The 23,755-nt window shown below is 69.6% G+C and carries 22 protein-coding genes and 1 riboswitch; of the genes, 10 read left to right on the plus strand and 12 right to left on the minus strand.

All coding sequences use genetic code 11. From position 1 onward, the window contains the following. The first annotated feature begins 3 nt into the window (after positions 1–3). A riboswitch (cobalamin riboswitch) is annotated at positions 4–135 on the plus strand. Positions 136–181: 46 nt separating this feature from the next. Then, positions 182–1,243 carry a hypothetical protein gene (locus ABD209_RS04575; RefSeq protein ID WP_344062762.1) on the plus strand — a complete coding sequence of 354 codons (1,062 nt, stop codon included), beginning with the start codon at positions 182–184 and terminating at the stop codon, positions 1,241–1,243. Here the strand turns inward: ABD209_RS04575 and ABD209_RS04580 are convergent. Next, positions 1,216–2,061: a phytanoyl-CoA dioxygenase family protein gene (locus tag ABD209_RS04580; protein ID WP_344062765.1), complete on the minus strand. Its 846-nt coding sequence runs from the start codon at positions 2,059–2,061 to the stop codon at positions 1,216–1,218. The two genes, ABD209_RS04575 and ABD209_RS04580, sit on opposite strands and share 28 nt — an antisense overlap. An 11-nt stretch (positions 2,062–2,072) precedes the next feature. Further along, positions 2,073–3,002, minus strand: a complete 930-nt coding sequence (locus ABD209_RS04585; protein ID WP_344062768.1) for a 2-hydroxyacid dehydrogenase — start codon at positions 3,000–3,002, stop codon at positions 2,073–2,075. Between the two features lie 102 nt (positions 3,003–3,104). Between ABD209_RS04585 and ABD209_RS04590 the strand changes: the two genes are divergently transcribed. Further along, entirely contained in the window at positions 3,105–3,854 is a 750-nt protein-coding gene (locus ABD209_RS04590) for a trimeric intracellular cation channel family protein (RefSeq protein ID WP_344062771.1), read from the plus strand. Here ABD209_RS04590 and ABD209_RS04595 read toward each other — a convergent pair. From ABD209_RS04595 to ABD209_RS04605, 3 genes are read right to left on the minus strand one after another with little or no spacing between them, the layout of a single operon-like run. After that, positions 3,823–4,878: a hypothetical protein gene (locus tag ABD209_RS04595; RefSeq protein ID WP_344062774.1), complete on the minus strand. Its 1,056-nt coding sequence runs from the start codon at positions 4,876–4,878 to the stop codon at positions 3,823–3,825. The genes ABD209_RS04590 and ABD209_RS04595 overlap by 32 nt on opposite strands. A 14-nt stretch (positions 4,879–4,892) precedes the next feature. Further along, entirely contained in the window at positions 4,893–6,980 is a 2,088-nt protein-coding gene (locus tag ABD209_RS04600; RefSeq protein WP_344062777.1) for an elongation factor G-like protein EF-G2, read from the minus strand. Between the two features lie 58 nt (positions 6,981–7,038). Next, positions 7,039–7,701, minus strand: a complete 663-nt coding sequence (locus tag ABD209_RS04605) for a SanA/YdcF family protein (protein ID WP_344062779.1) — start codon at positions 7,699–7,701, stop codon at positions 7,039–7,041. Positions 7,702–7,770: 69 nt separating this feature from the next. On the opposite strand from ABD209_RS04605, the gene ABD209_RS04610 reads away from it, so the two are divergent. Further along, positions 7,771–8,052, plus strand: coding sequence for a DUF4235 domain-containing protein (locus ABD209_RS04610; RefSeq protein ID WP_344062781.1), 282 nt, complete (start codon positions 7,771–7,773; stop codon positions 8,050–8,052). A gap of 17 nt (positions 8,053–8,069) precedes the next feature. Here ABD209_RS04610 and ABD209_RS04615 read toward each other — a convergent pair whose 3' ends face one another. Further along, positions 8,070–10,343, minus strand: coding sequence for a molybdopterin-dependent oxidoreductase (locus ABD209_RS04615; RefSeq protein WP_344062783.1), 2,274 nt, complete (start codon positions 10,341–10,343; stop codon positions 8,070–8,072). Between the two features lie 47 nt (positions 10,344–10,390). Between ABD209_RS04615 and ABD209_RS04620 the strand changes: the two genes are divergently transcribed. Then, positions 10,391–10,864 (plus strand): winged helix-turn-helix transcriptional regulator, encoded by a 474-nt coding sequence (locus tag ABD209_RS04620; RefSeq protein WP_344062785.1) that lies wholly within the window; start codon positions 10,391–10,393, stop codon positions 10,862–10,864. Here ABD209_RS04620 and hutI read toward each other — a convergent pair. The 4 genes from hutI to hutU all read right to left on the minus strand — a co-directional run bounded on the left by hutI (position 10,822) and on the right by hutU (position 16,329). Further along, a complete protein-coding gene (gene hutI, locus ABD209_RS04625; protein ID WP_344062828.1) occupies positions 10,822–11,985 on the minus strand; it encodes an imidazolonepropionase in 1,164 nt (387 codons plus the stop codon). The genes ABD209_RS04620 and hutI overlap by 43 nt on opposite strands. Before the next feature lie 71 nt (positions 11,986–12,056). Beyond that, the gene (locus ABD209_RS04630; protein ID WP_344062787.1) at positions 12,057–13,376 is read right to left on the minus strand and encodes a formimidoylglutamate deiminase; all 1,320 of its coding nucleotides are present in this window, start codon (positions 13,374–13,376) and stop codon (positions 12,057–12,059) included. Further along, positions 13,376–14,566 (minus strand): allantoate amidohydrolase, encoded by a 1,191-nt coding sequence (locus ABD209_RS04635; protein WP_344062831.1) that lies wholly within the window; start codon positions 14,564–14,566, stop codon positions 13,376–13,378. Before ABD209_RS04635 ends, ABD209_RS04630 begins: the two co-directional genes overlap by 1 nt. 44 nt (positions 14,567–14,610) lie before the next feature. Further along, positions 14,611–16,329, minus strand: coding sequence for a urocanate hydratase (hutU, locus tag ABD209_RS04640; protein ID WP_344062789.1), 1,719 nt, complete (start codon positions 16,327–16,329; stop codon positions 14,611–14,613). 291 nt (positions 16,330–16,620) lie between these two features. On the opposite strand from hutU, the gene ABD209_RS04645 reads away from it, so the two are divergent. The 4 genes from ABD209_RS04645 (at position 16,621) to ABD209_RS04660 (ending at position 19,247) form a co-directional block, all read left to right on the plus strand. Continuing rightward, on the plus strand, positions 16,621–17,352 hold the full coding sequence (locus ABD209_RS04645; protein ID WP_344062792.1) for a dienelactone hydrolase family protein: 732 nt from the start codon (positions 16,621–16,623) through the stop codon (positions 17,350–17,352). Between the two features lie 8 nt (positions 17,353–17,360). Further along, positions 17,361–17,699, plus strand: a complete 339-nt coding sequence (locus ABD209_RS04650; protein ID WP_344062795.1) for a YdeI/OmpD-associated family protein — start codon at positions 17,361–17,363, stop codon at positions 17,697–17,699. Continuing rightward, on the plus strand, positions 17,696–18,565 hold the full coding sequence (locus tag ABD209_RS04655) for a phosphotransferase (protein ID WP_344062798.1): 870 nt from the start codon (positions 17,696–17,698) through the stop codon (positions 18,563–18,565). The genes ABD209_RS04650 and ABD209_RS04655 overlap by 4 nt, the downstream gene beginning before the upstream one ends. Positions 18,566–18,707: 142 nt before the next feature. Further along, positions 18,708–19,247 (plus strand): Uma2 family endonuclease, encoded by a 540-nt coding sequence (locus tag ABD209_RS04660; protein ID WP_344062802.1) that lies wholly within the window; start codon positions 18,708–18,710, stop codon positions 19,245–19,247. Positions 19,248–19,263: 16 nt separating this feature from the next. On the opposite strand, the gene ABD209_RS04665 is transcribed toward ABD209_RS04660, so the two are convergent. Together ABD209_RS04665 and hutH are read right to left on the minus strand one after the other, a co-directional pair. After that, positions 19,264–19,686, minus strand: coding sequence for a hypothetical protein (locus ABD209_RS04665; protein WP_425564568.1), 423 nt, complete (start codon positions 19,684–19,686; stop codon positions 19,264–19,266). Positions 19,687–19,885: 199 nt separating this feature from the next. After that, a complete protein-coding gene (hutH, locus tag ABD209_RS04670) occupies positions 19,886–21,466 on the minus strand; it encodes a histidine ammonia-lyase (RefSeq protein ID WP_344062808.1) in 1,581 nt (526 codons plus the stop codon). Between the two features lie 426 nt (positions 21,467–21,892). Here hutH and ABD209_RS04675 point away from each other — a divergent pair, with 426 nt between their 5' ends. Further along, positions 21,893–23,104 (plus strand): PadR family transcriptional regulator, encoded by a 1,212-nt coding sequence (locus ABD209_RS04675; protein ID WP_344062811.1) that lies wholly within the window; start codon positions 21,893–21,895, stop codon positions 23,102–23,104. A 171-nt stretch (positions 23,105–23,275) separates the two neighbouring features. Then, positions 23,276–23,626, plus strand: a complete 351-nt coding sequence (locus ABD209_RS04680; protein ID WP_344062814.1) for a Uma2 family endonuclease — start codon at positions 23,276–23,278, stop codon at positions 23,624–23,626. Positions 23,627–23,755: the final 129 nt, after the last annotated feature.

A 23,755-nucleotide genomic window follows, 5' to 3' on the forward strand; every position in this document is an offset into this window, starting at 1 on the left:
CCCCCTTACGGTGGCGTGCTAGGTTCGGCTCGTCCGAGCAGGGGAAGTCCGGTGCGAATCCGGCGCTGACCCGCAGCGGTGATACGGCCCACAGGGGCTGTCAGCCCGAATGCCTGCGCGGCGCGTCCGGCACCACCCCTTTTCGATTCCCCGCCGAGGTATGCGGAGGAAGGACTCCCTCATGAATCACGTCACGGCCACTCTCACGCGCGGCGTAACCGTCAGCCTCACCGCGAGCGCTCTCCTTCTCGGCGCGGCCACGACGGCCGGTGCGTCACCCACCGCCACGTCCACCACGAGCGAGCAACGGGCCACGGCATCGGACCGGCTCAGCGCTCGCGTGGCGACCGGCTGGCTCGGCCGCCAGTTCGTCGACGGCTCACATCTGATGACCGATTTCGGCGGCACCAGCTATGACGACCCGGGCCTGACCCTCGATGCCGTCCTCGCCTTTGCCGCCACCAAGACCAACGACGTGCGGGCAACGAAGGCCCTGACGTGGCTGGCCCAGGACAGCAACCTGCTCAGTTACATCGGCACCGGCTCCGACGAGTCGTATGCCGGCGCTCACGCGAAACTGGTTCTCGCACTTCAGGTTCGCGGCCAGAACCCGGGCTCCTACGGCGGCCGCGACATCCTCGGGGAGCTGCGATCCCTTCAGCGGGCGGACGGCCGCCTGAGCGACCGCTCCAAGTGGGGCGACTACTCCAACGCCTTCGGGCAGAGCTTCGGCGTGGTGGCGCTCAGCCGTGCCGGTCTGCCGGCCGCCAATCGCGCGGCCGGGTACCTCGCCGGTCAGGCGTGCGCGGACGGCGGCGTGCCGATCACCTTCGAGCAGGCCACGTGCACCGGCGACCGGGACGCGACCGCGCTGGCGATCCAGGCTTTCCGCGCCACCGGCCGCAGTGCGGCAGCCGCCAAGGCCGCGAACTGGCTGCGTGCCGCGGGCGCCCCCGCCAACACAAACTCCGCCGGCCTGACCGCCGCCGCTCTGGATCTGGTGGGCGGCGCGGCCAATGTGTCCGCGGCCGCCTCGACCCGGTCGTATGTCCGCACCCTCCAACAGGGTTGCGCGGCCCCCTTCGCTCGGCGTGGCGCCATCGCCTTCGACGACTCCGGGTTCGTCGCCGCCACCGCTCCGCGCGCAACGACGCAGGCCGTCCTCGGCCTGACGCCGGCCAACCTCGCGACACTCACCTCGGCCGGCTCGATCGCCTACGCCCCGACGCTCGCCTGCTCCTGACGGGGCAGGATCGGGCTCAGCGGCGAGCGCGCCAGGTCGCCCGGGGCGCAGCCCGGCAGCCAGGTGGCCAAGTCACCGGCGGCGTGCTCGCCCGGCCGGTCGATGACCCGCTCGCCGTCGGCAAACCAGATCACCGTCATCACCGCTCGCGTCTCGGCGCCATCGTTGGGCAAGGCCCGGTGCAACGTCCAGCCGCCGTGGAAGGAGGCGTCGCCGAGCGCCAAGGTCGCCGGCTCGGTCACCGGGAAACGTCCGTCGAGCAGTCCGTCGGCCACCAGCGACATGAAGTAATCCTCGGATGCCTGCGAGATCACCTCGTCCGAGAGGGATCCCGCGGCATTGGTCCCGGAGGCGAACTGCAGCGCCCCCATCGCGGGTTGGACGGCCAGCAAGGGCAGCCACATCGTGATGCACCGCTCGCCGCGCAATGGCCAGTAGCCCGCGTCCTGATGCCAAGGGGTGAACGCGCCGCCGGGCTCCTTGAAGAGGGCCTGATCGTGGTAGAGGCGCACCCGCTCAACCCCAAGCAGCTGCGCGGCGATCGACGCAAAGCGTTGCGAAAGAACGAATTCGGCGACATATTCGTCGACCTGCCAGAGGTTCATCGTCTGGAGGAACGCCCGGCTGTAAAGGTCGCGCTCGGCCAGCGGGCGCCGCTCCGTGTTGTTGGCGGAAACGGCTGCCCGGATCGCCGGCCCGTATGCCGTGACCTCCCCCGCGGATGCGACGCCCCGGAGGACGATGTGTCCATCGCGACGGTAGGCCGCCACGTCGTCGGGGGAAACGGCATACGGGCTAGAGAGCGGAGCGGCCGGCATGCCGGGGAATTCTAGGTGGCCGGGCGCGCACCGACGCCGACGACATGCGCCGGCTCCTCGCCGCGAGCCAGTCGGGTCAACTGCTCACGCAGCATCCGCAGCGCGCGTGGACGGAAGGCCGATGAGGCGCCGCCGACGTGGGGTGAGATCAGGACGTTCGGCGCGCGCCACAAGGGGTGATCGGGCGGCAAGGGTTCGGGGTCGGTGACGTCGAGCGCGAAGCGCAGTCGGCCGGTATGCCGCAGCAGCGCATCGGTGTCCGCAACCGGCCCGCGAGCGATATTGACGACGAGGGCATCATCGGGGAGGGCGGCGAGGAAGTCCTCGCCGATCAACCCGCGCGTCACATCGGAGAGCGGCACGACGACGAAGACGACCTCCGCCGTCGGGAGCAACTCGGGCAGGTTCTCGATCGGGTGCACGCGGTCGACCAGGTCGTCGCCGTCGCGTGCATGGCCGGCAACCGCGGTCAGCTCGACCTGGAAGGGCACCAGACGCCGGCCGAGTGCCCGTCCCACAGAGCCATAGCCGACGATCAGCACCCGCCGGTCGGCCAGCGACGGCAGCAGCCCGGGAAACGTCCAATCGCCCTCGGGCTGAGCGCGCGCAAACCCGGGTAGGCCGCGCTGGCTCGCCAGAGCAAGGGCCATCCCCATCTCGGCCGTCGAATCGTCATGCACCCCAGCCGCATTGGCGACGCTCACGCTCTCGGGGAGCTGCTCGAGGATGCCGTCATAGCCCGCGGTGAGCAGTTGCACGAAGCGGACCGACGGCACCTGCCCCACCGCGGCGATGGAGCGGGCGGCACCGACATAGGGCGCGACCACCGCGTCCACGGGGGCATCGGGGCCCGGATCGCGCGGATGCCAGACCACGGGGGTGATGCCGTCGATGGGGCCTACGTCGTCGCGCCAGTCGGCGTCCGGGAAGGAGACGAACATGGAATCACCCTAGGTCGGTCCGGCCCTGGCGATGGCGGTCGGCGGTGGAAGGGTTTGGCGATAGGCTCCCGGCGCTGATCGTGGAGTGAGGAAGGAGCACGCGTGACGGTCGATGTCACCGAGGCCTTCCGCGTGGTTGACCTCGCCGGAGTGCTCTGCAATGGCGCGCTGGGCGCGACCATCGCCCGCCAACGCCGCTTCGACTTCGTCGGCTTCACCGTCCTCGGTGTGGTGTCCGGTCTGGCGGGCGGCGTGCTCCGCGACGTCATGCTGCAGGTCGGCCAGCCGGTCGCGCTCACCGATCCGGCCTATCTGATCACGGCGATGATCGGGGTCCTCGCCGCCCAGCTGATCAGGATGGAGGGCCGGCGCTGGCGTTGGCCGATGATCGGCGCCGACGCCCTCGCCCTCGGCGCCTGGGCCGCCACCGGGACCATCAAAGCCCAGATCGTCGGCCTCGGCTGGCTGCCCTCGCTCTTTCTCGGGGTGGTCACGGCCGTCGGTGGCGGCATGGTCCGAGACATCTGCATCGGGCAGGTGCCCGCCGTGCTCGGCGGCAATACCCTTTATGCCACGGCGGCCGCGACCGCTTCCGCGGCCATCTTGCTCACACCGGTCCAGGTGCGAAGTACGTGGGGCATGGGTCTCGGGATAGCCATCGGCGGCGGCCTGAGCCTGATCGCTCGCTGGCGCCAATGGCGGCTGCCTGTCGACGCGGATGTGCACCTCTCGGCTGACCAACTGCGTGCCCTCATCCGACGAAGTGAGCGCGCCGGCGCCAAGGCCGAGAAGAAGCGCGCGGCCGGCAAGGGCCGCGGCGTCAGGCCTCCCGACCGCCGAGCAGCTCGTTGACGAGCGCCGCGGCCAGCTCGGGATGGGCGCAACTGATCCAGGTGTCCGCGCTCCCCGGAATCGACAGGTGGAGCGCCGGGCCGGCGACGGTGACAAAGCCGCGCCCGCGCACGCCATAGCGCAACCCGTATCCACCGAACTGCGCCAGCGGCCGCACCGGCTCGACATCGGCGAAGGCGATCGTGCTCTTCGGGGCGCGCAACCACCGCACCCGCCCGTATGCCTGCACCCGCACCCCCTCCTGATCGACCACCACTTCCGAGCGCGCCATCGACCCCACGAGCAGTGCGAGGAGGGTGACCACGGGCACCGCGACCCAACGAGCGGGCGTGACGGCCAGACCGACGGCGAGAACCACCAGCAGCCCGAGCATCACCGCGCCGGCGCTCCCGGCCGGCACCCGATCACGCCAGGGCAGCTCGGCGCTACCGACTCCATCAGAGCCGGACCCGCTGGCCACGACACCGGCCTGGGCTGCGCCGAGACGCGGTGCGCCCGCCGGCATTCCCCTGCGTTGCTCGGCCGGGACGTCGGGGATGTGGGTCGGCAGGAGCCACCACGCCAGGCCGGCCAGCGGCACCGCGAGAGCGAAGCCCAGGGCGAGCCACCCGCCCGGGGAGGGCGCGGCATACGGATCGGTCAGGCCGCGCTGGGACCAGAGCGTCCCGCCGAGGCCGAGACCGAGAAGGCCGATCAGGCCGGCGGCGGCGACACCGAGCACGCGGCGACCGTCGACGGGAATGAACCACGCGATCAGGGCCTGCAGGGCGCTCAGCCCCACAAGCAGGGCCACCGTGGTGGTGATGAAAGCCCGAGGGGACTGCGTGGAGTCGATGCCGTCACCGCCCCAATGCGAGGCGACCTGGACGGGCAGGTCGGCGCGAATCGTGGCATACATGCTCAGCAGTGCGGCCACGGCGATGACGAGGAGCGTGCCGACCACGAGAAGCCAGCGGCCCATGGTCGGCCGGCGCCCCGGAGCCGGCCGGCCCAGACCCGACCCACCGAATGTGCTGCCCCCCATGCTTACTCAGTTCATCAGTCCGCCATGACCGTGCGGGCGAGCGCCGTCGGCATGTAGTCGTAACGGACGAAAGAGCGGGTGAACGATCCGGTGCCGTGCGAGACCGAGCGCAGGTCGATCGGGTAGCGCGCCAACTCGTGCTGCGGCACTTCGGCAGTCACAACGGTGAAGCCCTCGGTCTCGGCCGGGGTGGTGCCGTGCACCTGGCCTCGCCGGCCGCGCAGGTCGGCCATCACGGCACCGAGCGAGTCATCGGAAACCGTGACCTCGATCAGGTCGACCGGCTCCAGCATCGAGACCGACGACTCGGTGGCCGCCTCGCGCAGGGCTTGAGCGGCCGCGGTCTGGAAGGCCATATCGGAGGAGTCAACCGAGTGCGCCTTGCCGTCGTAGAGCGTGACCCGCACGTCGACCACGGGATAGCCGGCGAGCACACCCTTCTCCAGTTGATTGCGCGCGCCCTTCTCAACCGAGGGGATGAAGTTGCGCGGCACCGCGCCGCCGACCACCTTGTCGACGAACTCGATGCCCGCGCCACGCTCCAAGGGCTCGATGAGGAGCTTGACGACGGCATACTGCCCGTGCCCACCGGACTGCTTGACCAGCCGGCCCTGGATGTCGCACTGACGCACGAACGTCTCGCGCAGCGAGGTCTTGAGCGGCTCGACCTCCACGTTGACGTGGTAGCGGTCCTTCAGCCGCGCCATCAGGTCATCGACGTGGGCCGGCCCGAGCGCCCACAGGACGAGTTGGTGGGTCTCGACGTTGTGCTCCAGCCGCATGGTGACGTCCTCGGCCACCAGCCGTTGTAGTGCGGAAGCGAGTTTGTCCTCGTCGTTCTTGGAAGCGGCATGAATCGCGACCGGGAGCATGGGGTCGGGCAGGAGCCAGGGCTGGACGAGCGCCGGCTGCTCCGGCGTGGACACCGTGTCGGAGGTCTCGGCGTGGGCGAGTTTGGTGACAAGGACGACCTCGCCGGCGATGGCGCTCGTGCGCGGCATCGGGTCACCGGAGGTGGGGCTGGAGATCTGCCCCACCCGGTCAGCATCGCTGTCATGGCCCGGGTGGCCGTCGACTTCGTGGCCCGCGAAGTGCTCCAGATGCCCGGAAACGTGAACCTGCTGCTCGGCGCTGAGCGTGCCGGAGAAGACGCGGACGAGCGAGAGCCGGCCGACATACTGGTCGCTGGTCGTGCGGATGACCTCGGCCACCAACGGGCCCGCAGGATCGCCGGTGATGGCCGGGAGGTGCTCGCCGTCGGGGGTGGTCACGGCCGGCATCCACGCCTCGGTGGGAGCCGGGAAGCCGTTCTCGAATAGGGCCAGCAGTTCGGCGACGCCCACCCCGCTTGCCCAGTGCGTCGGCACGATGGGGAAGAACCGGGCGCCCGCGATGGCCGCCCGCAGATCATCGCGCAGGATGGTCGCGTCGAGTTCCTCGCCGGAGAGATAGCGATCGAGCATCGACTCGTCCTCGGACTCCTCGATGATCGCCTCGAGAACCCCGCCCCGCAGTTCCTCGACCACGCCCTCCTGGTCGCCGGTCGGCGCGCCGATCGATGCACCGGAGGCGTCGTGCACCTCCTTGCCGAGCAGGTCGATCAGACCGGTCACGGACTCACCCTCGAGCACGGGGACCTGCAGGGGCTGGGCGGCACCGAAGGCCCGCTGGATGGCGGCGACGACGGTCGCGTAGTCGTCCTGGCACTGCTCGAGCTTGGTCAGAGCGACGGCGCGGGGCATGCCGACCGCGGCGCACTCGCGCCAGAGCATCTTGGAGGCGTCGTCGACCGAGGCGCCGGCAGCGACGACGAAGAGCGCGGCGTCGGCGGCACGGAGCCCGGCGCGGACTTCACCGACGAAGTCGGCGGCGCCCGGGGTGTCGAGCAGGGTGATGGCGAGGTCGCCGGCACCGATGGTGGCCACGCGCAGGGCCGTCGAGGCACCTTGGTCGGCCGCTCGCCGAGCGCCCTCGCCGCTGACCAATCGGTCGAAGAGCGTGCTCTTGCCGCCGCCGCTCGGTCCGACGAGGACGATATTGCGGATCTGAGCGGGTGATGCGGGCACGGGCGGGAGCGCCGTCGCGGCGTTGGAACGACTCATGGTCATCAACCTTAGTCCCGGCTGGCGACAGCCACCCAGGCTCCTGGCTGGGCGCGCGTCAGGGTGCTGCGAGCGCGTCGCGCACACCCGATTCCTGCTGCCCGAGCACGGGGTCGCGTCCACTCGTGACATCCCAGGCAGCCTTGATCGCCGCCAGCTTTTCCCGTTGCGCACCGGCCGTCCAGGTGCTCGCGGCATAAGTCGCCCCGCGGTCGTCGCCGACCCCGTTGGCGTCGAGTCCCAGTGCCCGGCAGGTCGCGACGGCGCGCGGCAGGTGGTAGCTCTGCGTCACGACCGTCAGCTGCGTGACGCCGAAGATCCGCTTCGCGCGCGCACAGGAGTCATAGGTGTCGCGGCCGGCGAAATCGCGCACGACTTTGTCGGCGGGCACGCCGTGCGCGATCAGATAGTCCATCATTGCGGTGGGCTCGTCGTAGGCATGAGTCCGGTTGTCGCCGGAGACGAGGACGACCTGCACCTTGCCGGCGTCGAAGAGAGTCTTGGCGAGATCGAGGCGGTCGGCGAGGAAGGGCGTGGGCCTCCCGTTGGGGGTCAGCCCCGCACCGAGCACGAGGGCAAGGGGCGCCTCGGGGAGGTCCGCCACGGCATACGTATGGCCGCTGGCCTCCCCCGCGATCCAGACGTTCGATCCGACGGCGACACCGGCGCCGAGCACGCCAGTGCTCAGTGCGGCGATCAGGATCCGCCGGCGCCACGTCATACGGCAAGGGTAAGTCGGGCATGAACAGCGGTGGCCACCGCGCGCACAGAATGTGGCATCGTGTGCCGCATGGGTGGATTGGTATGGCGCGTGCTCGGCACCGGGGCGGCCGCTGCGGCCGCGGTCGTGGCGAACAAGTCGGTGACGGCCATCTGGAAGAAGGCCGGCAAAGACGACACGGTCGACCCGCAGAACCCGCACACCCCGTTGGGCGAAGCCCTGGCACTCGCCGCCGTGAGCGCGCTCGCGGCAGCCGTTGCCCGGACGGTGTTCACGCGCAAAGCGGCGCAGTATTACGAGAACTCCTCCGGCCAACTGCCCGCCCCTATGCGCAAGGAAGAGACGGCCTGACGCGTCGCGCTGGGACGTCAGGCGACGGGTGTCAGTCGGGCGCGCACGAACTTGTGCCGGGGCGTGCCGGCAAAGGGATCGCGGTCCGCGGCGCTGGTCAACTCGTTCGGCGCGACGCCAGTGACGACGCGCTCACCGTCCTCGCGGTGATCGAGACCCAGCCCATTGGGCAGGGCGATATGCCCATCCTGACGCCCCTCGTCGATGCTGATCCGCGCCGTCGCCTTCCCGCGCGGGGTCTCGATCTCCACTTCGTCGCCCGGGGTGAGGCCGAGCTTCTCGGCGTCATTGGGTGAGATGCGCAACGGTCCGTCCGGCTCGCGCCGGCGCCATTCGGGGTCGCGGATGATCGTGTTCGCGGTGAAGGCCCGGCGCTCGCCGGCGGAGAGCACGAAGGGCCATTCCTGCGTGGGTCCCGGCGGCGCGTCGGTCGCCAGGTCACGAGCGGCCTGCAGCAGTTCCGGTATGACGAGGTGCACCAAGCCGTCGTCGGTGCGGACGCGCCGCCATACGGCTGCTTCGGGGTCGGCGGAGTCGTCGGCAAAGACGACGCCGCTGGTGCCCGCGAGGATCGCGTCGAAAAGCGCGTCACCGCTGGCGTGACCCGCGGCCTGAACGCTCGCCGAGTTGGCCTGGAAGGCGAGTTGCGCTGCGCCCCAGAGCAATGCGGCGCTCTGCCGGCCCTCGGGCAGGGTGGGGCCGAGGGTGCGATAGAGCAACACGGGGGCCAGGGCCGCAGCGCGCTTGTCCCCGGCGGTGGCCATCAGGAAGGCCGTGAGGAAGGCGTCGCGACCCTGCTGCGCCGCGGTTGCCAGCCGCTCGACGACGGCCGGGTCGAGCGCACCGGAGGCCTCGACCAGGCGGGCGTGGATCTCCGCCTCGGGCAGGGGGCCGTCGGGCGCTTCGAGCAGCGGTGGGCGCAGATGGAAGACATTGCGGGGGAACTCGAAGTTGAAGAAGGTGGCTTCCGGCTTTTCGAACTGCGTCGGCGCCGGGAGCACGTAGTCCGCCATTCGCGCGGTCTCGGTCATGGCCACATCGATCACGACGAGGACGTCGAGGGCCGCGAGCGCCTCGCCCATCCGCGGCGAATCGGCCAGCGAGTGAGCGGGATTCGCGGACTCGACCAGCATCCCGCGGAAGCGTTTGGGGTGATCGGTGAGGATTTCCTCGGGAATCACATTGCAGGGCATCAGGCCGCCGAGAATGGGCGAGCCGGTGACCGGAGTGACGCTGGCGTGGAGTGAGGTGTCCTTGCGGGCCGTGGCGAGCGGGACCATGACGGCGGGGATATACGCCGTGCCGGTCCGTCCGAGGTTGCCGGTCAGGAGCCAGATCAGCTTCTCCAAATAGCTGACGAGCGTCGAGTTGTGGTTCATCTGGACGCCGAGGTCCTCGAAGAAGGCCGTGCGACCAGACGCGCCAATCGCGCAGACTGCTTGCCGCACCAGGGCTTCGTCGACGCCGGCGATCGTGCAGTAGCCGTCGACATCGATGCCGCCGAAGGTCGCGAGGATGTCCGCCAAGCCGCTCGCGTGCTCGGCCAACCAGTCGGTGGCGATCAGATCGTCCTGCACGAGGACGGCGATCATCGCGGCGAGCAGCCAGGCGTCGCGGCCGGGGCGCACCTGCAGGTGGATGTCCGCGAGTTCGGCGCTCTCGGTGCGGCGCGGGTCGATGACGATCAACGTGCGCTCGGGGTCGCGGGCGATGTCCCGCAGCATGGTCCGGGCGTGCGGGAAGCCGTGCGACTGCCAGGGGTTCTTGCCGAGGAAGACGGCCACCTGGGCGTTGCCGAGGTCGGACCGGATGAGGGCCGCTCCGAGCATTGAGGAATTGACCCAGAACTCGCCGGTCTTCTCCTGAGCCAGCGCACTCGAGCGATAACCCATCCCGTAGGCCGCGAAGGTCGCCCGCGAGTAACCGCCGCCGAGGTGGTTGCCCTGACCGCCACCGCCGTAATACATGATCACCTCGCCGCCGTGCTCGACGCCGATCTGTGTCAAGCGTGCGGAGATCTCGCTGATCGCGACCTCCCAACTGATCTGTTCGTAGCTGCCGGCGGCGGTTCTGCGCAGCGGGTGCAGGACGCGTTCGGCGCGGCCGTTCTGGTAACGGTCGAGCCGCAGAGGCTTCTCGCAGGTATAGCCATGGGATCCCGGGTGCAACTTGTCGCCGCGGATCTTGGCGAGCGTCCGCCCCTCAGGACCGCCCAGGGCGACCTCGAGCCCGCAGTTGCACTCGCACAGGATGCAGGCGGTCGGCTTCCACTCGTCGGTCGTCGTCGTCATGGGCAGCAGGTTAGTAGCGAATCGCTACTAATGCTAGGGTCCGGCGTATGCGGCATGCGGACCTCGCCGAGCAAGCCTGTCCCGTCGCGCGCGCCTCGACCATCGTGGGCGAGCGTTGGGTCTGGCCGATCCTGCGGTCCGCCTTCGTGGGAGCCCGCCGCTTCGAGGACTTCCAACGCGGCACGGGTGCGGCGCGGACGATCCTCACCGACCGGCTGGCACGGCTGGTCGACGACGGCATCTTGTCCAAAGACCTTCCGGCAGGAGCGGATTCGGGGCACCGGGAGTATCGGTTGACCGAGAAGGGCGAGGCGCTCTACCCCGTCTTCCTGGCCTTGCTGCAGTGGGGCAGCGAGTGGACGCAACTGCCCGCAGACACGGTGGCGGTCGAGCACAGCAGCTGTGGCCACGTGACGCAACCCGTCGTCGTGTGCGCGGCGTGTCACGAGCCGTTGGCACGGCGCGACACCCGCGCGCGTTACACCCCGAATGCCCGAACGATCGGCACCCCCGGCCGGTAGGCCAGGTGGAGATAGGACGGCGCGTCCACAACGGCAGCGTCGAGCGGGCCACCCACAGCTAGGCGGCCGATAGTGGTGCGGCGCAATGACTTCGCGGCACCTCGTGTTGCAGCCAACAGCGCTTCGGCGGGTGTCATGCGCATCTCGCGAACGGCCAGGGCGATCATGAAGGGCATCGCGTTCGAGTAGCAGGTGCCGGGATTGCAGTCGCTCGCGATCGCCACGCTCACCCCGGCGTCGATCAGCCGGCGAGCATCGGGATAGGGCGAGCGGGTCGAGAACTCCACACCCGGCAAGAGGGTGGCGACCGTCGTGTCTGCCGCACCGACGAGCGCGTCCACGTCGGCGTCGGTGAGGTAGGTGCAGTGGTCGACGCTGGCGGCGCGGAGTTCGACGGCCAGTTGAACACCGGGCCCGGGGGCGAGCTGGTTGCCGTGCACCCGCGGGAGCAGGCCCGCTGCCATACCGGCTGTGAGGATCGCCCGCGCCTCGTCGCCGTCGAAAGCGTGGGCCGAGGCGGGTTCACAAAAGACGTCGACCCAGCGGGCATGAGGGGCACACGCACGGAGCATCTCTGTGGTGACCAGATCGACGTATGCCGCTCTGTCGCTGCGGTATTCGGCAGGAACGACGTGCCCACCGAGATAGGTCACCTCGTCGGTGACCTCTCGCGCAAGGCCGACGAGTCGGGACTCCGCCGCGACATCTAGCCCGTACCCCGACTTGACCTCGACCGTGGTCGTGCCTTGGCGGCGCAGCTCGGCCAACCGCGCGTGCAGGAGGTCACGCAGCTGCTCATCGGTTGCGGCGCGGGTGGCGGCGACCGTCGTCGCGATGCCCCCGCCGTCATAGGGCACGCCGGTCATCCGCGCAGCGAACTCGGCGGACCGGTCGCCGGCGAAGATCAGGTGCGTATGGCTGTCGACGAAGCCCGGCACCATGGTCCGGCCACGCAGGCTGACCGCGCGATCGGCAGCGGGGGCTTCGGTGGCCGGGCCGAGCCAGACGACCTCGCCGTGCTGGTGGATCAGGGCGGCATCACCAATGATGCCGAGGGCCGACTCGGCCGTCTCGCCGGGGCCGTCGCAGGTGACAAGTTCGGCGATATCGGCGATCAGCACCGATGAGCCGTCGCTGTAGGCGTCCCCCTTGGTCGCGGCGATATCCGCACGGAGAGCGCCGAAAAAGTCCCTCACTGGGTGTGCAACCGAGAGAGGGCAGTGGCGAGCAGCCGGGACGGATCGCCGGCCCGGTGGTGCCCATCGCGAACGACGAACTCGCCGCCGACCAGCACGTCTGTCACATCGTCGCCCGTCGCCGAAAAGATGATCTGGTCCGCTCGTGAGCCGACGGTGCGCATCGAATCACGACGCACCGCAACAAGATCCGCTAATGCGCCGACAGTCAGGACGCCACCATCGGGCCACCCGATGCTGGCATACCCGGTCCGCGACATCGCATTGCCCAGCTCGTCCAAGCTGAATCGTCCTCGCTCGCCACTGACGAGGCGTTCGTGCATCTCCAGGCCCCGCGCCTCGACAAAGGGATCGATGATCGCGTTCTGATCCGAGCCGAGCGTCAGGCGTGCGCCCGCGTCCGCGAATTGCCGGGCCGGTCCGATGCCGTCGGCGAGATCGCGTTCGGTCGTCGGACAAAAGCACACGAAGGAGCGGGCGCGACCCAGCATCCGGATATCCGCGAGGCTGACATGCGTCGCGTGCACCGCGGTGAAGCGGTCACCGACGATCCCGCACTCCTCCAGCAATGCCGTCGGCGTGCGGTTGTAGATGAGTTGGCACGACGCGTTCTCCGCCGGCTGCTCGCTGACGTGCGCATGGACGACCCGGGCGCCGACGACCGACGCGAACTGCTCCAGCGCCTCCTTGGGCACCGCGCGGACCGAGTGCGCTGCCGCACCAATCCGAGAGGTTGCGCTGTCGCGCAACTGATTCAGCCGCCCAGCCCAGGCAGCAACATCCTTGTCGGCGAAGCGCTGCTGGACCGGGTCCAAGGGCACGTGTCCGGATCCATCAAGGCCACCGGCCAGATAGAGCGTGTCGAGCAGGGTGAGCCGGATCCCGGCCGCCTGCGCCGCCGCGATGACGGCTTCGCCCATCGCATTCGGATCGGAGTAGGGCCGCCCGTCGAGGCCGTGGTGGAGATAGTGAAACTCCCCCACCGCGGTGAATCCGGACGTGACCATCTCGGTGAAGACCGCGTGGGCGAGCGCGAAGTAGGTCTCCGGCGTGAGCCGGCGGGCAACGCCATACATCTGGTCGCGCCACGTCCAGAAGTTGCCGGTGGTGTCCTGGACGCGTCCGCGCAAGGCGCGGTGGAAGGCGTGGGAATGACCGTTGGCGAGGCCGGGAAGGACTAGTCCGAGGCGCAGGTCGTCGGGCTCGGGCTCACACCGCGGGGTGATCCCGGTGATCCGCTCGCCCTCGATCTCGATGCGGACCTTGGGGACGGTCCCCTCGGGCAGTCGGGCATGACGCGCCCAGATCGCGATCATCACGCCTCCTGGGACAAGTCGGTCAAGGCAGTGGCCAGGGCGGTCACGCCTGCGAGACAGTCTGCCTGGTCGGCCCACTCGGCGGGCGAATGCGAAACACCGGTGGGATTGCGAACAAAGAGCATCGCGCTCGGTATGCCCGCCTGAGCAAACACGCCGGCGTCGTGACCCGCGCCCGTCCCCAGCAGCGGTGTGCCGCCGAGCACCTCGTGCAGGCGGCTCACCAGGGCGGGCGTGAAGGGCGTGACCGGGGTCCACGACTCCTCGGTGACCTCACCTCCGGTTGTCGCCGCGAGTGCTGCCAGGTCGGCGACGACGCTGCGGACCGCGTCCGGGTCCGCGCCACGCGCGTCCAGCCAGGCGGTCGCATGGCTCGGTATGGCGTTGACTCCCCCTGGCGTCAGTCGCACCTTGCCGATGGTGGCGACGCAGCCCCGGGTGAGGGCCGCGGTGCGGGCGGCCTGGACGACGCCCGCCAGGGTGAGCATGGCGTCGTGGCGGTCGGCCATGGTCGTCGTGCCGGCGTGATTGGCCTCGCCGGGCAGGTCGATCCGCCAACGGCCGTGTGGCCAGATGTCGGTGCCGATCGCAACCGGGGCGTCGAGATGCGCGAGCGCCTTGCCCTGCTCGACGTGCAGTTCGAGATACGTGCCGATGCGCCGGACGGTCTCGGGGTCGGCACCGATCGCGGCTCCGTCACGCCCCGTGGCGGCGAAGGCATCGGCCCACGTCGTGCCGTCGTCATCGGTGAGCGCGTGGGTGCGCTCGGGCGCCATGATGCCGGTGAGCAGGCGGGAGCCGGCCAGGGCGACGCCGAAGCGGGCTCCTTCCTCGTCGACGAAGTTGGCGATGCCGATTGGTCGATTGGGCACGATGTCGTTGGCGCGCAATAGATCCAGCGCCGCGAAGGCGCTCACGATACCGAGCGGACCGTCGAAGGCGCCGCCATCGGGGACGCTGTCGAGATGGCTACCGGTGACGATGCCGGGCCGGCCGGCGGCGACGGCTGCGTCGGGGTCGCCCCACCACGCCCACTGGTTGCCGACGCGGTCCTCGGTGAGATCGAGCCAGCGCCGGGCCGCTTGGTCGGCGAACCACTCGCGCAACTCGTGGTCGACGTCGCTCCACGCGAAGCGCCGATAGCCACCAGACTGTCCGTCGCGACCGACGGGAGCCAGGTCGCTCCACATGCCGGCGAAGCCGGCGGCAACTCTGTCCGCGGACCCCGTCTCGGTCACGACGGGGTTCCCCCGGAGGTGGGCGAATCGGGTTGGGCGGGAACGGCATACCGGCTCTGGTCACCCTCGCGCATCGGGACGCGGACGCCGCGCTCGGCGGCGATCTCGTCGGCCCGGTCGTAGCCGGCGTCGACGTGGCGGATGACGCCCATGCCGGGGTCATTGGTCAGGACGCGGGCCAGCTTCTCGGCGGCGAGCGGCGTGCCGTCGGCGAGGCTGACCTGCCCGGCGTGCATTGAGCGGCCGATGCCGACGCCGCCGCCGTGGTGGAGGGAGACCCAGGTCGCGCCGGAGCTCGTCGCGGTGAGGGCGTTGAGCAGCGGCCAGTCGGCTATCGCATCGGACCCGTCGAGCATCGCCTCGGTCTCGCGATAGGGGCTCGCGACCGAGCCGCAGTCGAGGTGGTCACGGCCGATGACGATGGGCGCGCTGACCGCGCCGGAGGCGACGAGGTCGTTGAAGGCGAGCCCGGCCTTGTCGCGCTCGCCATAGCCGAGCCAGCAGATCCGCGCCGGAAGTCCTTGCCACGCAATGCGTTCCTGCGCGCCGCGGATCCACTTGTGGAGGCGGTCGTTGTCGGGGAAGAGGTCGAGCACGGCTTTGTCGGTGGCGGCGATGTCCTTGGGGTCACCGGAGAGGGCGGCCCAGCGGAAGGGGCCCTTGCCCTCGCAGAAGAGCGGCCGGATGTAGGCGGGGACGAAGCCGGGGAAGGCGAAGGCGCGGTCGTAGCCACCCAGCCGGGCCTCGTCGCGGATGCTGTTGCCGTAGTCGAAGGTCTCGGCGCCGGCGTCCATGAAGCCGACCATCGCCTCGACGTGCCGGGCCATCGACTCACGGGCGCGATCGGTGAACTCCTCGGGCTTCTTCTCGGCGTACTCGGACCACTCGTCCAGGCCGATGCCGGTGGGCAGGTAGGACAGCGGGTCATGGGCGCTCGTCTGGTCGGTGACGATGTCGATCTCGACGCCGCGGCGCAGCAACTCGGGGAAGACCTCGGCGGCATTGCCGACGACGCCGACAGACCAGCCGCGGCGTTCCTCTTTGGCGCGCAAGGCTTTGGCGATGGCGTCATCGAGGTCGTCGGCCACCTCGTCGAGATAGCGGTGCGCGACGCGACGCTGCAGTCGGTGGGGGTCCACGTCGACAATGAGGCAGGCGCCGTCGTTCAGGGTGACGGCGAGCGGCTGCGCGCCGCCCATCCCGCCACAGCCACCGGTGAGGGTCAAGGTGCCGGCGAGGGTGCCGCCATAGCTCTTCTCGGCGATCGCGGCGAAGGTCTCATAGGTGCCCTGGACGATGCCCTGGGTGCCGATGTAGATCCAGGAGCCGGCGGTCATCTGGCCGTACATCGTCAGGCCGAGGTGCTCCAGTCGCCGGAACTCGGGCCAGTTGGCCCAGTCGGGGACGAGATTGGAGTTCGCGATCAGCACGCGCGGCGCCCACTCGTGGGTGCGAAAGACGCCGACCGGGCGGCCGGACTGGACGAGCATGGTCTCGTCGGCGCGCAAGTCGGTCAGCGTGCGCACCATCGCATCGAAGCTGCGCCAGTCGCGCGCGGCCCGGCCGGTGCCGCCATAGACGACGAGGTCGTCGGGGCGCTCGGCAACCTCGGGGTCAAGATTGTTCATGAGCATCCGTAGCGGCGCTTCCGTGCTCCATTGCCGTGCGGTGAGCGTGGTGCCGCGCGCTGCGCGGACGGGGCGGGCGCCCTCCATGGCGGTCTCCTTCGACCTCGTGATTGCCGTATGCCTGCTCCCCCCAGCATCCCCCCTCGCCCCTCCCCCCAGCGTGCCTGTAGCCCGCCGCGTGTCTGATATCCGAGACCTGACCCGCGTCGAAAGGCCGGTTCAGCCCCGTCGAGTGGCCGGTTCAGCCCCGTCGAGTGGCCGGTTCAGCCCCGTCGAGTGGCCGGTTCAGCCCCGTCGAGTGGCCGGTCAGCCCAGTCGCGTCAGCATCTTCATGGGGACGTGCCGGTGGTCGGCTGGGGTGTAGGCAAGACTTGAGGCATGAGCGGGCTGGATGGGTGGCAACGCAGCAGATTCGAATCCGAGGGCATCGCCCACGATGTCTACCGGAAGGGCAGTGGGCCGGGCGTGATCATCTGTCACGAGATGCCCGGGCTCACGACACGGGTGATCGGCTTCGGCGAGGAGGTCGTCGCGGCGGGCTACACCGTGCTCCTGCCGCATCTCTTCGGGCCGCGCGATGTCGCGTTCTCGGTCCCGAGGGTGGTCGCCGCGATCCCGGGCATCTGTATCAGCCGAGAGTTCACGATCCTCGCGGTGGGCAAGACCGGCCGCATCGCGGGCTGGTTGCGGGCCTTGGCGCGGGAGTTGCACGCCGACGTGGGCGGGCCCGGCGTGGGGGCGCTCGGCATGTGCTTTACCGGCGGCTTCGCCCTGGCGATGATGGTCGATGCGCCCGTGATCGCTCCGGTGCTTGCGCAGCCGGCCGCCCCAATGCCGATCGGGTCCAAACGCGCCGCGGATCTCGGCCTCAGTGCGACCGATCTCGACACCGTGCGTCGTCGCGCGGCGGCCGGCTGCGAGGTGCTGGGAGTTCGGTATGCCAGCGACTCCTCGGTCGGAACGCGCTTTGCGACCCTGGAACGCGAGTTGGGCGACCGATTCACGTCGGTGGAACTCGAGGGGAAGGGTCATTCGACGCTGACCGAGCAGCGCCAGGAACGGGCCGTGGATGCCGTGCTGGCCTTCTTCGATCAGCAGTTACGCGGCTGAGTTTGGGCATGGCTGATCTGCACGACGAGCTCGCGATCGTCGCGTTCGAGACGCGAGAGTCTTTGCGGCAGTGGCTGATCGCGTCGTACGACACGAGCCCTGGAGTTTGGGTGCGCATCGCGAAGGCGAGGAGTGGCACACCGAGCGTGACCTTCCACGACGTCCTGGAGGAGGGCCTGTGCTTCGGGTGGAGCGAGTCCACCCGGCACGCCGGAGACGAGTTCACCTATCTGCAGCGATTCGCGCCCCGGCGCTCCCGCGGCACTACGTCGGCGCGGAATACCCGCTTGGTGGCCGAGTTGCGAGCGGCCGGGCTGATGACACCGGCCGGCGAAGCCGCCCTGTGAGTGGCACGGAGGGCGCGACGTCTGCGCGCGATCTCGGTTCGCTGAGCGCAGCGCAACGATCCCTCGTGGACGGGTGGTTGCCGGGTGCCGTGGTCGAAGCGGACTTGAGCTGGAGGCTGATCGAGACGACCGTGCTGCGGGTTGCGTCGGGTGGCCGGACTTATGTTGTCAAGGCTGGCGGTCCCGGGGATCACCACCTGGCGCGCGAAATCCGGGCGCACCTGAACTGGCTCGCGCCATGGACGACGATCGGGCGCGCGCCCATGCTTGTCTTCCACGATAGCGAGGCAAAAATCGTTGTCACGCAGTATCTTCCAGGATCACTCGCGCTCCGTTCCACATGGGCGGATGACCCGGATGTCCACCGTCAGGCCGGGACGTTGCTGGCGCTGTTGCACGGCCAGCTCCGGGTCCGGGACGATGGCTGGGAAGCGCGCGCGAATACCCGCTCGCTCGCGTGGCTGGACGGCCGGCATCGGATCGCCGCGGACGTGGTCGGGCGGCTGCGTGGTGAGGTGATGAGTTGGCCGACCCCGCCGGCTTACCTGGTCCCAACGCATGGAGACTGGCAGCCGCGGAACTGGATCATCCATGACGATGTGGTGTCGATCATCGACTTCGGACGTGCGGATCTGCGCCCGGCAGCAACGGATTTCGGCCGGCTCGCCGTGCAAGACTTCCGTCGAGATCCGCGACTGGAGCAGGCGTTCATGGAGGGCTATGGCACCGATCCACGTGAGCCGGCAGCGTGGCGCCGGATGCGGATCCGCGATGCCATCGGCACCGCAGCGTGGGCCTGCCAGGTGGGCGACGAGGAGTTCGAGGCCCAGGGCCACGGGATGATCGCCGACGCGCTGGCCGGCTGATCGCAGCTATTGCTCCGGATGCCACCAGGATCCTGAGGTCGCGCATCGTCGGCTACCTGTGGATGACGCCGCGCCGCCGAGGCGCATCTTGTCGAGACTGTTGCCATGGATTCCGTCGACGAAGTGAGGGACTATGACTGTCATGACGACGCTGCCGTGGAGTCGGCCGCTGACCAAGGCTGACCTCGCCACCATGCCCGACGACGGACATCGGTATGAACTGCTGGACGGAGCGCTGCTCGTGACACCCGCGCCAGTTCCCATGCATCAGCGTTGTGTTGCTCGCCTGATGAGAGTGCTCGACCCGCTTGTAGGCGGAGAGTTCGAGCTCTTCCCTGCCCCGCTCGATGTCGTCCTGGCCGATGACACCGTGCTTCAGCCCGACCTCTTGGTTGCCCGCGTGGCCGAGTTGACTGCACGCAATTTGCCGGCAGCGCCCATGCTGGCCACTGAGATCCTGTCCCCGAGCACCCGCCGAATCGACCTGCTGCTCAAGCGTTCTCGCTATGAAGCTGCCGGATGCCCGGCCTACTGGGTCGTTGATCCCGATGAGCCGAGCATCATCGCCTGGGAATTGCGCGACGGCACGTATGCCGAGGCCGGTCGCGCGAGCGGGTCGGACGTGCTCGCGCTCACCGCGCCCTTCGCGATTCGGGTCGTTCCGTCCGATCTTGTGAACTGACCCACGGTCCTGCGGTTCAGGCCGCAAGCCCATTCGCGAACACCCGGAGCCGCTCGATGTCGGTCGGGCGCAGACCGATGTGCGGTTCGATGCGCAGAGCCAGATGCTCACCCATTCCGGGAGCGTATGCGAGACGGTCGCGCGTTGCCCGGTTGATCTCGTCATCGAACCAGGCAAACGGACGGTCTCCGACCCAGTCGGCGATTTGGTCGGTCTTCCAACACCAGCGACCGACGTGGTGGGCCGGCATGCGAAGCGGCACAACCGGGAGGTCGTCGGGGAGCCCGAGCAAGGGCGAGATGAGCCGGTTGGCATCGTGCTGCCACGTGGTCGCCCAGGCGAGATCGAAGGCGTTCGCGAGGTCGTCGAGGTCGCGGCCGTGTGCGGGGTTCAGGACCACACGGTAGGTCATGCCACCCGCCGGCGTCAGTTGGTACACGGCATATCCATGCCTGGGGGAATGACGAAACCACCTGGCCTGGAAAGGGTTCAGAGGCCCGTCGACGTCCATGAGCAGAAGTGGTCGCATATCTCCACCTAGTTGTGACAGCAAAGTGGTGTTCAGATCTTCTGAACACGACACGTTTCTGAACACCTCTGAACGCCGGCACCGGGCCGGAAGCGTGCCGACGACATTCTCAGTGCAAATGTCCAGCCACGCGCTCGGCGGCAACGACGACAGAGCCGTCGGCGACGGCCTGGCAGGCGCCGGCGATATCGACCGCAAGGAAGCGGTCCGGGCCGGGGGCGGTGTCAGCCAGGTCGTTCAGGGCAACGATGACCGCGCCGCTGACCGGTGAGGACTCCAGCGGTGCGCGCAACTGGATTCCCCTTGCGGCGGTGAGCAACTCAATGGCGAGCACCTGCTGCAGCGCGGCCACCGAGCGGCGCAGCTTGCGCGCAGCACCCCACCCCATCGAGACGTGGTCCTCCTGCATCGCGCTGCTCGGGATCGAGTCGACGCTCGCGGGGGCGGCGAGCCGCTTCATCTCGGAAACCAGCCCAGCCGCGGTGTACTGCGCGATCATCAGGCCCGAGTCGACGCCGGGGTCGTCGGCAAGGAACGGCGGCAGCCCGTGGCTGCGCGCCTTGTCGAGGAAGCGGTCGGTGCGCCGCTCGCTGATGCTCGCCAGGTCGGCCGCGGCGATCGCCAGGAAGTCGAGGACATACGCGACCGGTGCGCCGTGGAAGTTGCCATTGGACTCCACCCGGCCGTCCCGCGTGACGACGGGGTTGTCGATCGCGCTCGCCAACTCCCAGCCGGCCACCCGAGCAGCGTGGTCGATGGTGTCGCGCACGGCTCCCGCGACTTGCGGCGCGCACCGCAACGAATAGGCGTCCTGAACGCGCGTGCAGGCCTCCGGGTCGCGGTGGGAGTCGCGGATCGGGCTGTCCGCCAGCACCTTTCGCATGTTCTCCGCGCTCTTTGCCTGGCCCGGTTGGGGTCGGAGTGCCTGCAGATCTGCAGCGAAGACGTCGTCCGTGCCGAGCAGTCCCTCGACGCTCATCGCGGCGGCGATGTCCGCGGTGGTGACGAGGGCGCGGAGGTCGGCGATCGCCATACACAGCATCCCGAGCATGCCATCGGTGCCGTTGATGAGAGCCAGGCCCTCCTTCTCCGCGAGTTCCGCCGGCTCGATGCCGGCCGACGCCAACGCCGCTGCGGCAGTGGTGAGTTCGCCGGATGCGTCTCGAACCGGGCCCTCCCCCATCAGCGCCAGCGCGCAGTGCGCCAGGGGCGCGAGATCCCCCGAGCAGCCGAGCGAGCCGTACTCGTGCACCACCGGCGTGATGCCCGCGTTGAGAATCCCGACGTAGGCCCGCAGGGTCGTCTCGCGCACTCCGGTGCGACCGGACGCGAGCGTCTGGATGCGTAGGAGCATGAGCGCGCGCACGACTTCACGCTCCACCTCCGGGCCCGATCCGGCCGCATGCGAGCGAATCAGGCTGCGCTGCAACTCCTTCCGCTTCTCAACCGGGATGTGGCGAGTGGCCAGTGCGCCGAAGCCCGTCGACACCCCGTAGTGCGCGACGGTGTCATGAGCGAGGTCCTCGATGATCGTGCGGCTCGCGCGCACCCTCTCCCAGGCACCGTCACTGACGATGACGCGCACGGGGTCGCCGAGGTAGTCCGCGTGGTCCGCGCCGGCGCGGCCGCGCGCCACGGTGACCACGTGGTCCAGGGTCAGGGGGGTCTCGCCGATGAGCACGTCAGTCATCCGTCCATGAAAGCGCGCGGCAACGCGGCGAGCGGTCCGTAGGCAACGGCATACCGTCTCGGATGCGAGATTGCGCAGCTGTCGCGTCGTGCGCGAGGCCGCGGGAGGATGGTCGAGTTGACCTTCGCCGAGGCGGGACACATGGCGCAATGTCTGCGCGGATGGGCGGGGAAGCCCAGCACGAGTCGGTGGCCGCGCGCCCCCGGCGTTGCGCATTGTCTAATGTGACCCATGTCACTCTACACGCTATAGATATATCTTTGACATATCGGCGATATGCCTTGCATAGTGGTACCAGAGCGAACGCCTCAGGGGGATCACCACAGGGCTTCGCCGCCATCCACGGGCTCAAGGAGCCGGCGCACGCCGATGCTCCCCCGGTGGGTGGCCCACAACCACACCGACACCCGGACAAGGAGTCCAGCAATGAACAACATCACCAACGACAACCCACACGATGACGAATTCGGCGACGAGGAGTTCGTCGAGGCCGAGGAATGGCTCGAGGACGACCGCGACTTCGGTCGACGCGACTTCCGCGCCGAGGACCGACCGCGCGGGCTTTTCGATCAGAACGGCCCGATCGCCCACCTGCTCAGCGAGGACGGGCCTTTCGGCAAGGGCGGGGTCTTCGGACCCGGCGGCCCCTTCGGCAATGACGGGGCGTTCGGTCCCGGCGGACCGTTCGGACCGGGCGGCCCCTTCGGCAAGGGCGGACCGCGCCGAGAACGCGGCTTCTCTTGGCCGAGCGACGAGGCCAGCGCCTTCACCGAGGAGTTCGAGGTCCGCGGGCCGCACGGCCAGCGCGGACCGCGCGGCCGCGGTGGACAGGGTCGAGGCGAAGACGGCCCCCGCGGGCGTGCCGAGCAGGGCCGGGGCGAGCGCCACGGTCACGGCAAGCGCGGAGACTTCGGTCCCGAGCGGGCTCGCGGGTTCGACGCCCCGGGCGCGAGCTTCGGCCCGCAGGACAGCCAAGGGGTCTGGGCCAACGCCACCGATTCGCGGCGCGGACCGTGGGGCGAGAGCGGCCCGGGCTCCGGCCCACGCGGCCGCGGACCCCGTGGCCCGCACGGTGAACGACGCGGCGAAGGCCGTGGCCCGCGTGGTCGTGGCCGCCGACGTCGCGGCGATGTCCGCTCGGCCGCTCTCTTCCTCATTGCCGAGGAGCCGCGCAATGGCTACCAGATCATCGAGGAGCTCGCAGCACGCACGGGCGGCCACTGGCGCCCCAGCTCGGGTGCGGTCTACCCGGCGCTCGCGCAGCTTGAGGACGAGGGCCTGATCGAGGCCTTCGACAACGAGGGGCGCAAGGCCTACCGCCTCACCGAAGCAGGCATGACGGCGGTCGCCGAAGCCGGCGACCGACCCCGTCCGTGGGAGGAGGCGGCCCAGGATGCCGCGCAGGCTTTCGGCGGCCCGACCGGCGGCTCGATGTGGGCCAGCCTGGCCCAGGTCGGTATGGCCGCGCACGCGGTCACCCAGGCCGGCGACGAAGCGATGGTCAGGCAGGCCACCGGCCTGCTGGAGGAGACCAAGAAGGCGCTCTACCGCCTGCTCGCCGCCGACCAGGCCCCGAGCGACGCCCCCGCCGAGCCCAGCGACTCTCCGGAGGACAGCCCGCAGGACAGCGAGATCTGATCCGCTGATCTGACCTCGTGACGCCAACCGAGAGCCCGGGTGCCCCACGGCACCCGGGCTCTTCGGCGCGCGCGCCGGGCGAGCCGGTGGATGCGTTTCCGCAGTGAGCGTGATCCGCTGTCAGGATCGACGGCGTGACATCGCGGCCGGAAGTGAGGGACCATGAGCCGTATGACGACCCTGCCCAGGAGCCGGCCCCTGACGCGGGCCGACCTGGACGCCATGCCGGACGACGGCCACAGGTATGAACTCATCGACGGGGTGTTGCTCGTGACCCCGGCACCGGTGACACGCCACCAGCGGGCGTCGTTCCAACTCGGTCTGGCCCTGCATCGAAGCCTGCCGCCGGGGCTGGAGATTTTGCACGCACCCCGGGTCGTGGACCCGGACGTGCCGAGCATCATCGCGTGGCACCTCGTGGACGGGCGGTATGCCGAGGCGGGCGGCGCGGAGGGCACCGACGTCCTGGTCCTCGACGTCCCCTATCCCCTCACCATCGGCCCGGCCGACCTGGTGCGCTGAAGCCAGCCTGCCGACAAGCGACGGGCACGGCCGAATGCACGCAAGGCTGGGAGTCGGCTGAGTGCTTGCGACGCCGAACCTTCAGGCTCGTTCTCAAAACTCCCTGGGCCAAACGGAAGTCGCCGGGGG

The organism is Nostocoides vanveenii, from assembly GCF_039531165.1.
GTDB lineage: Bacteria > Actinomycetota > Actinomycetes > Actinomycetales > Dermatophilaceae > Nostocoides_A > Nostocoides_A vanveenii.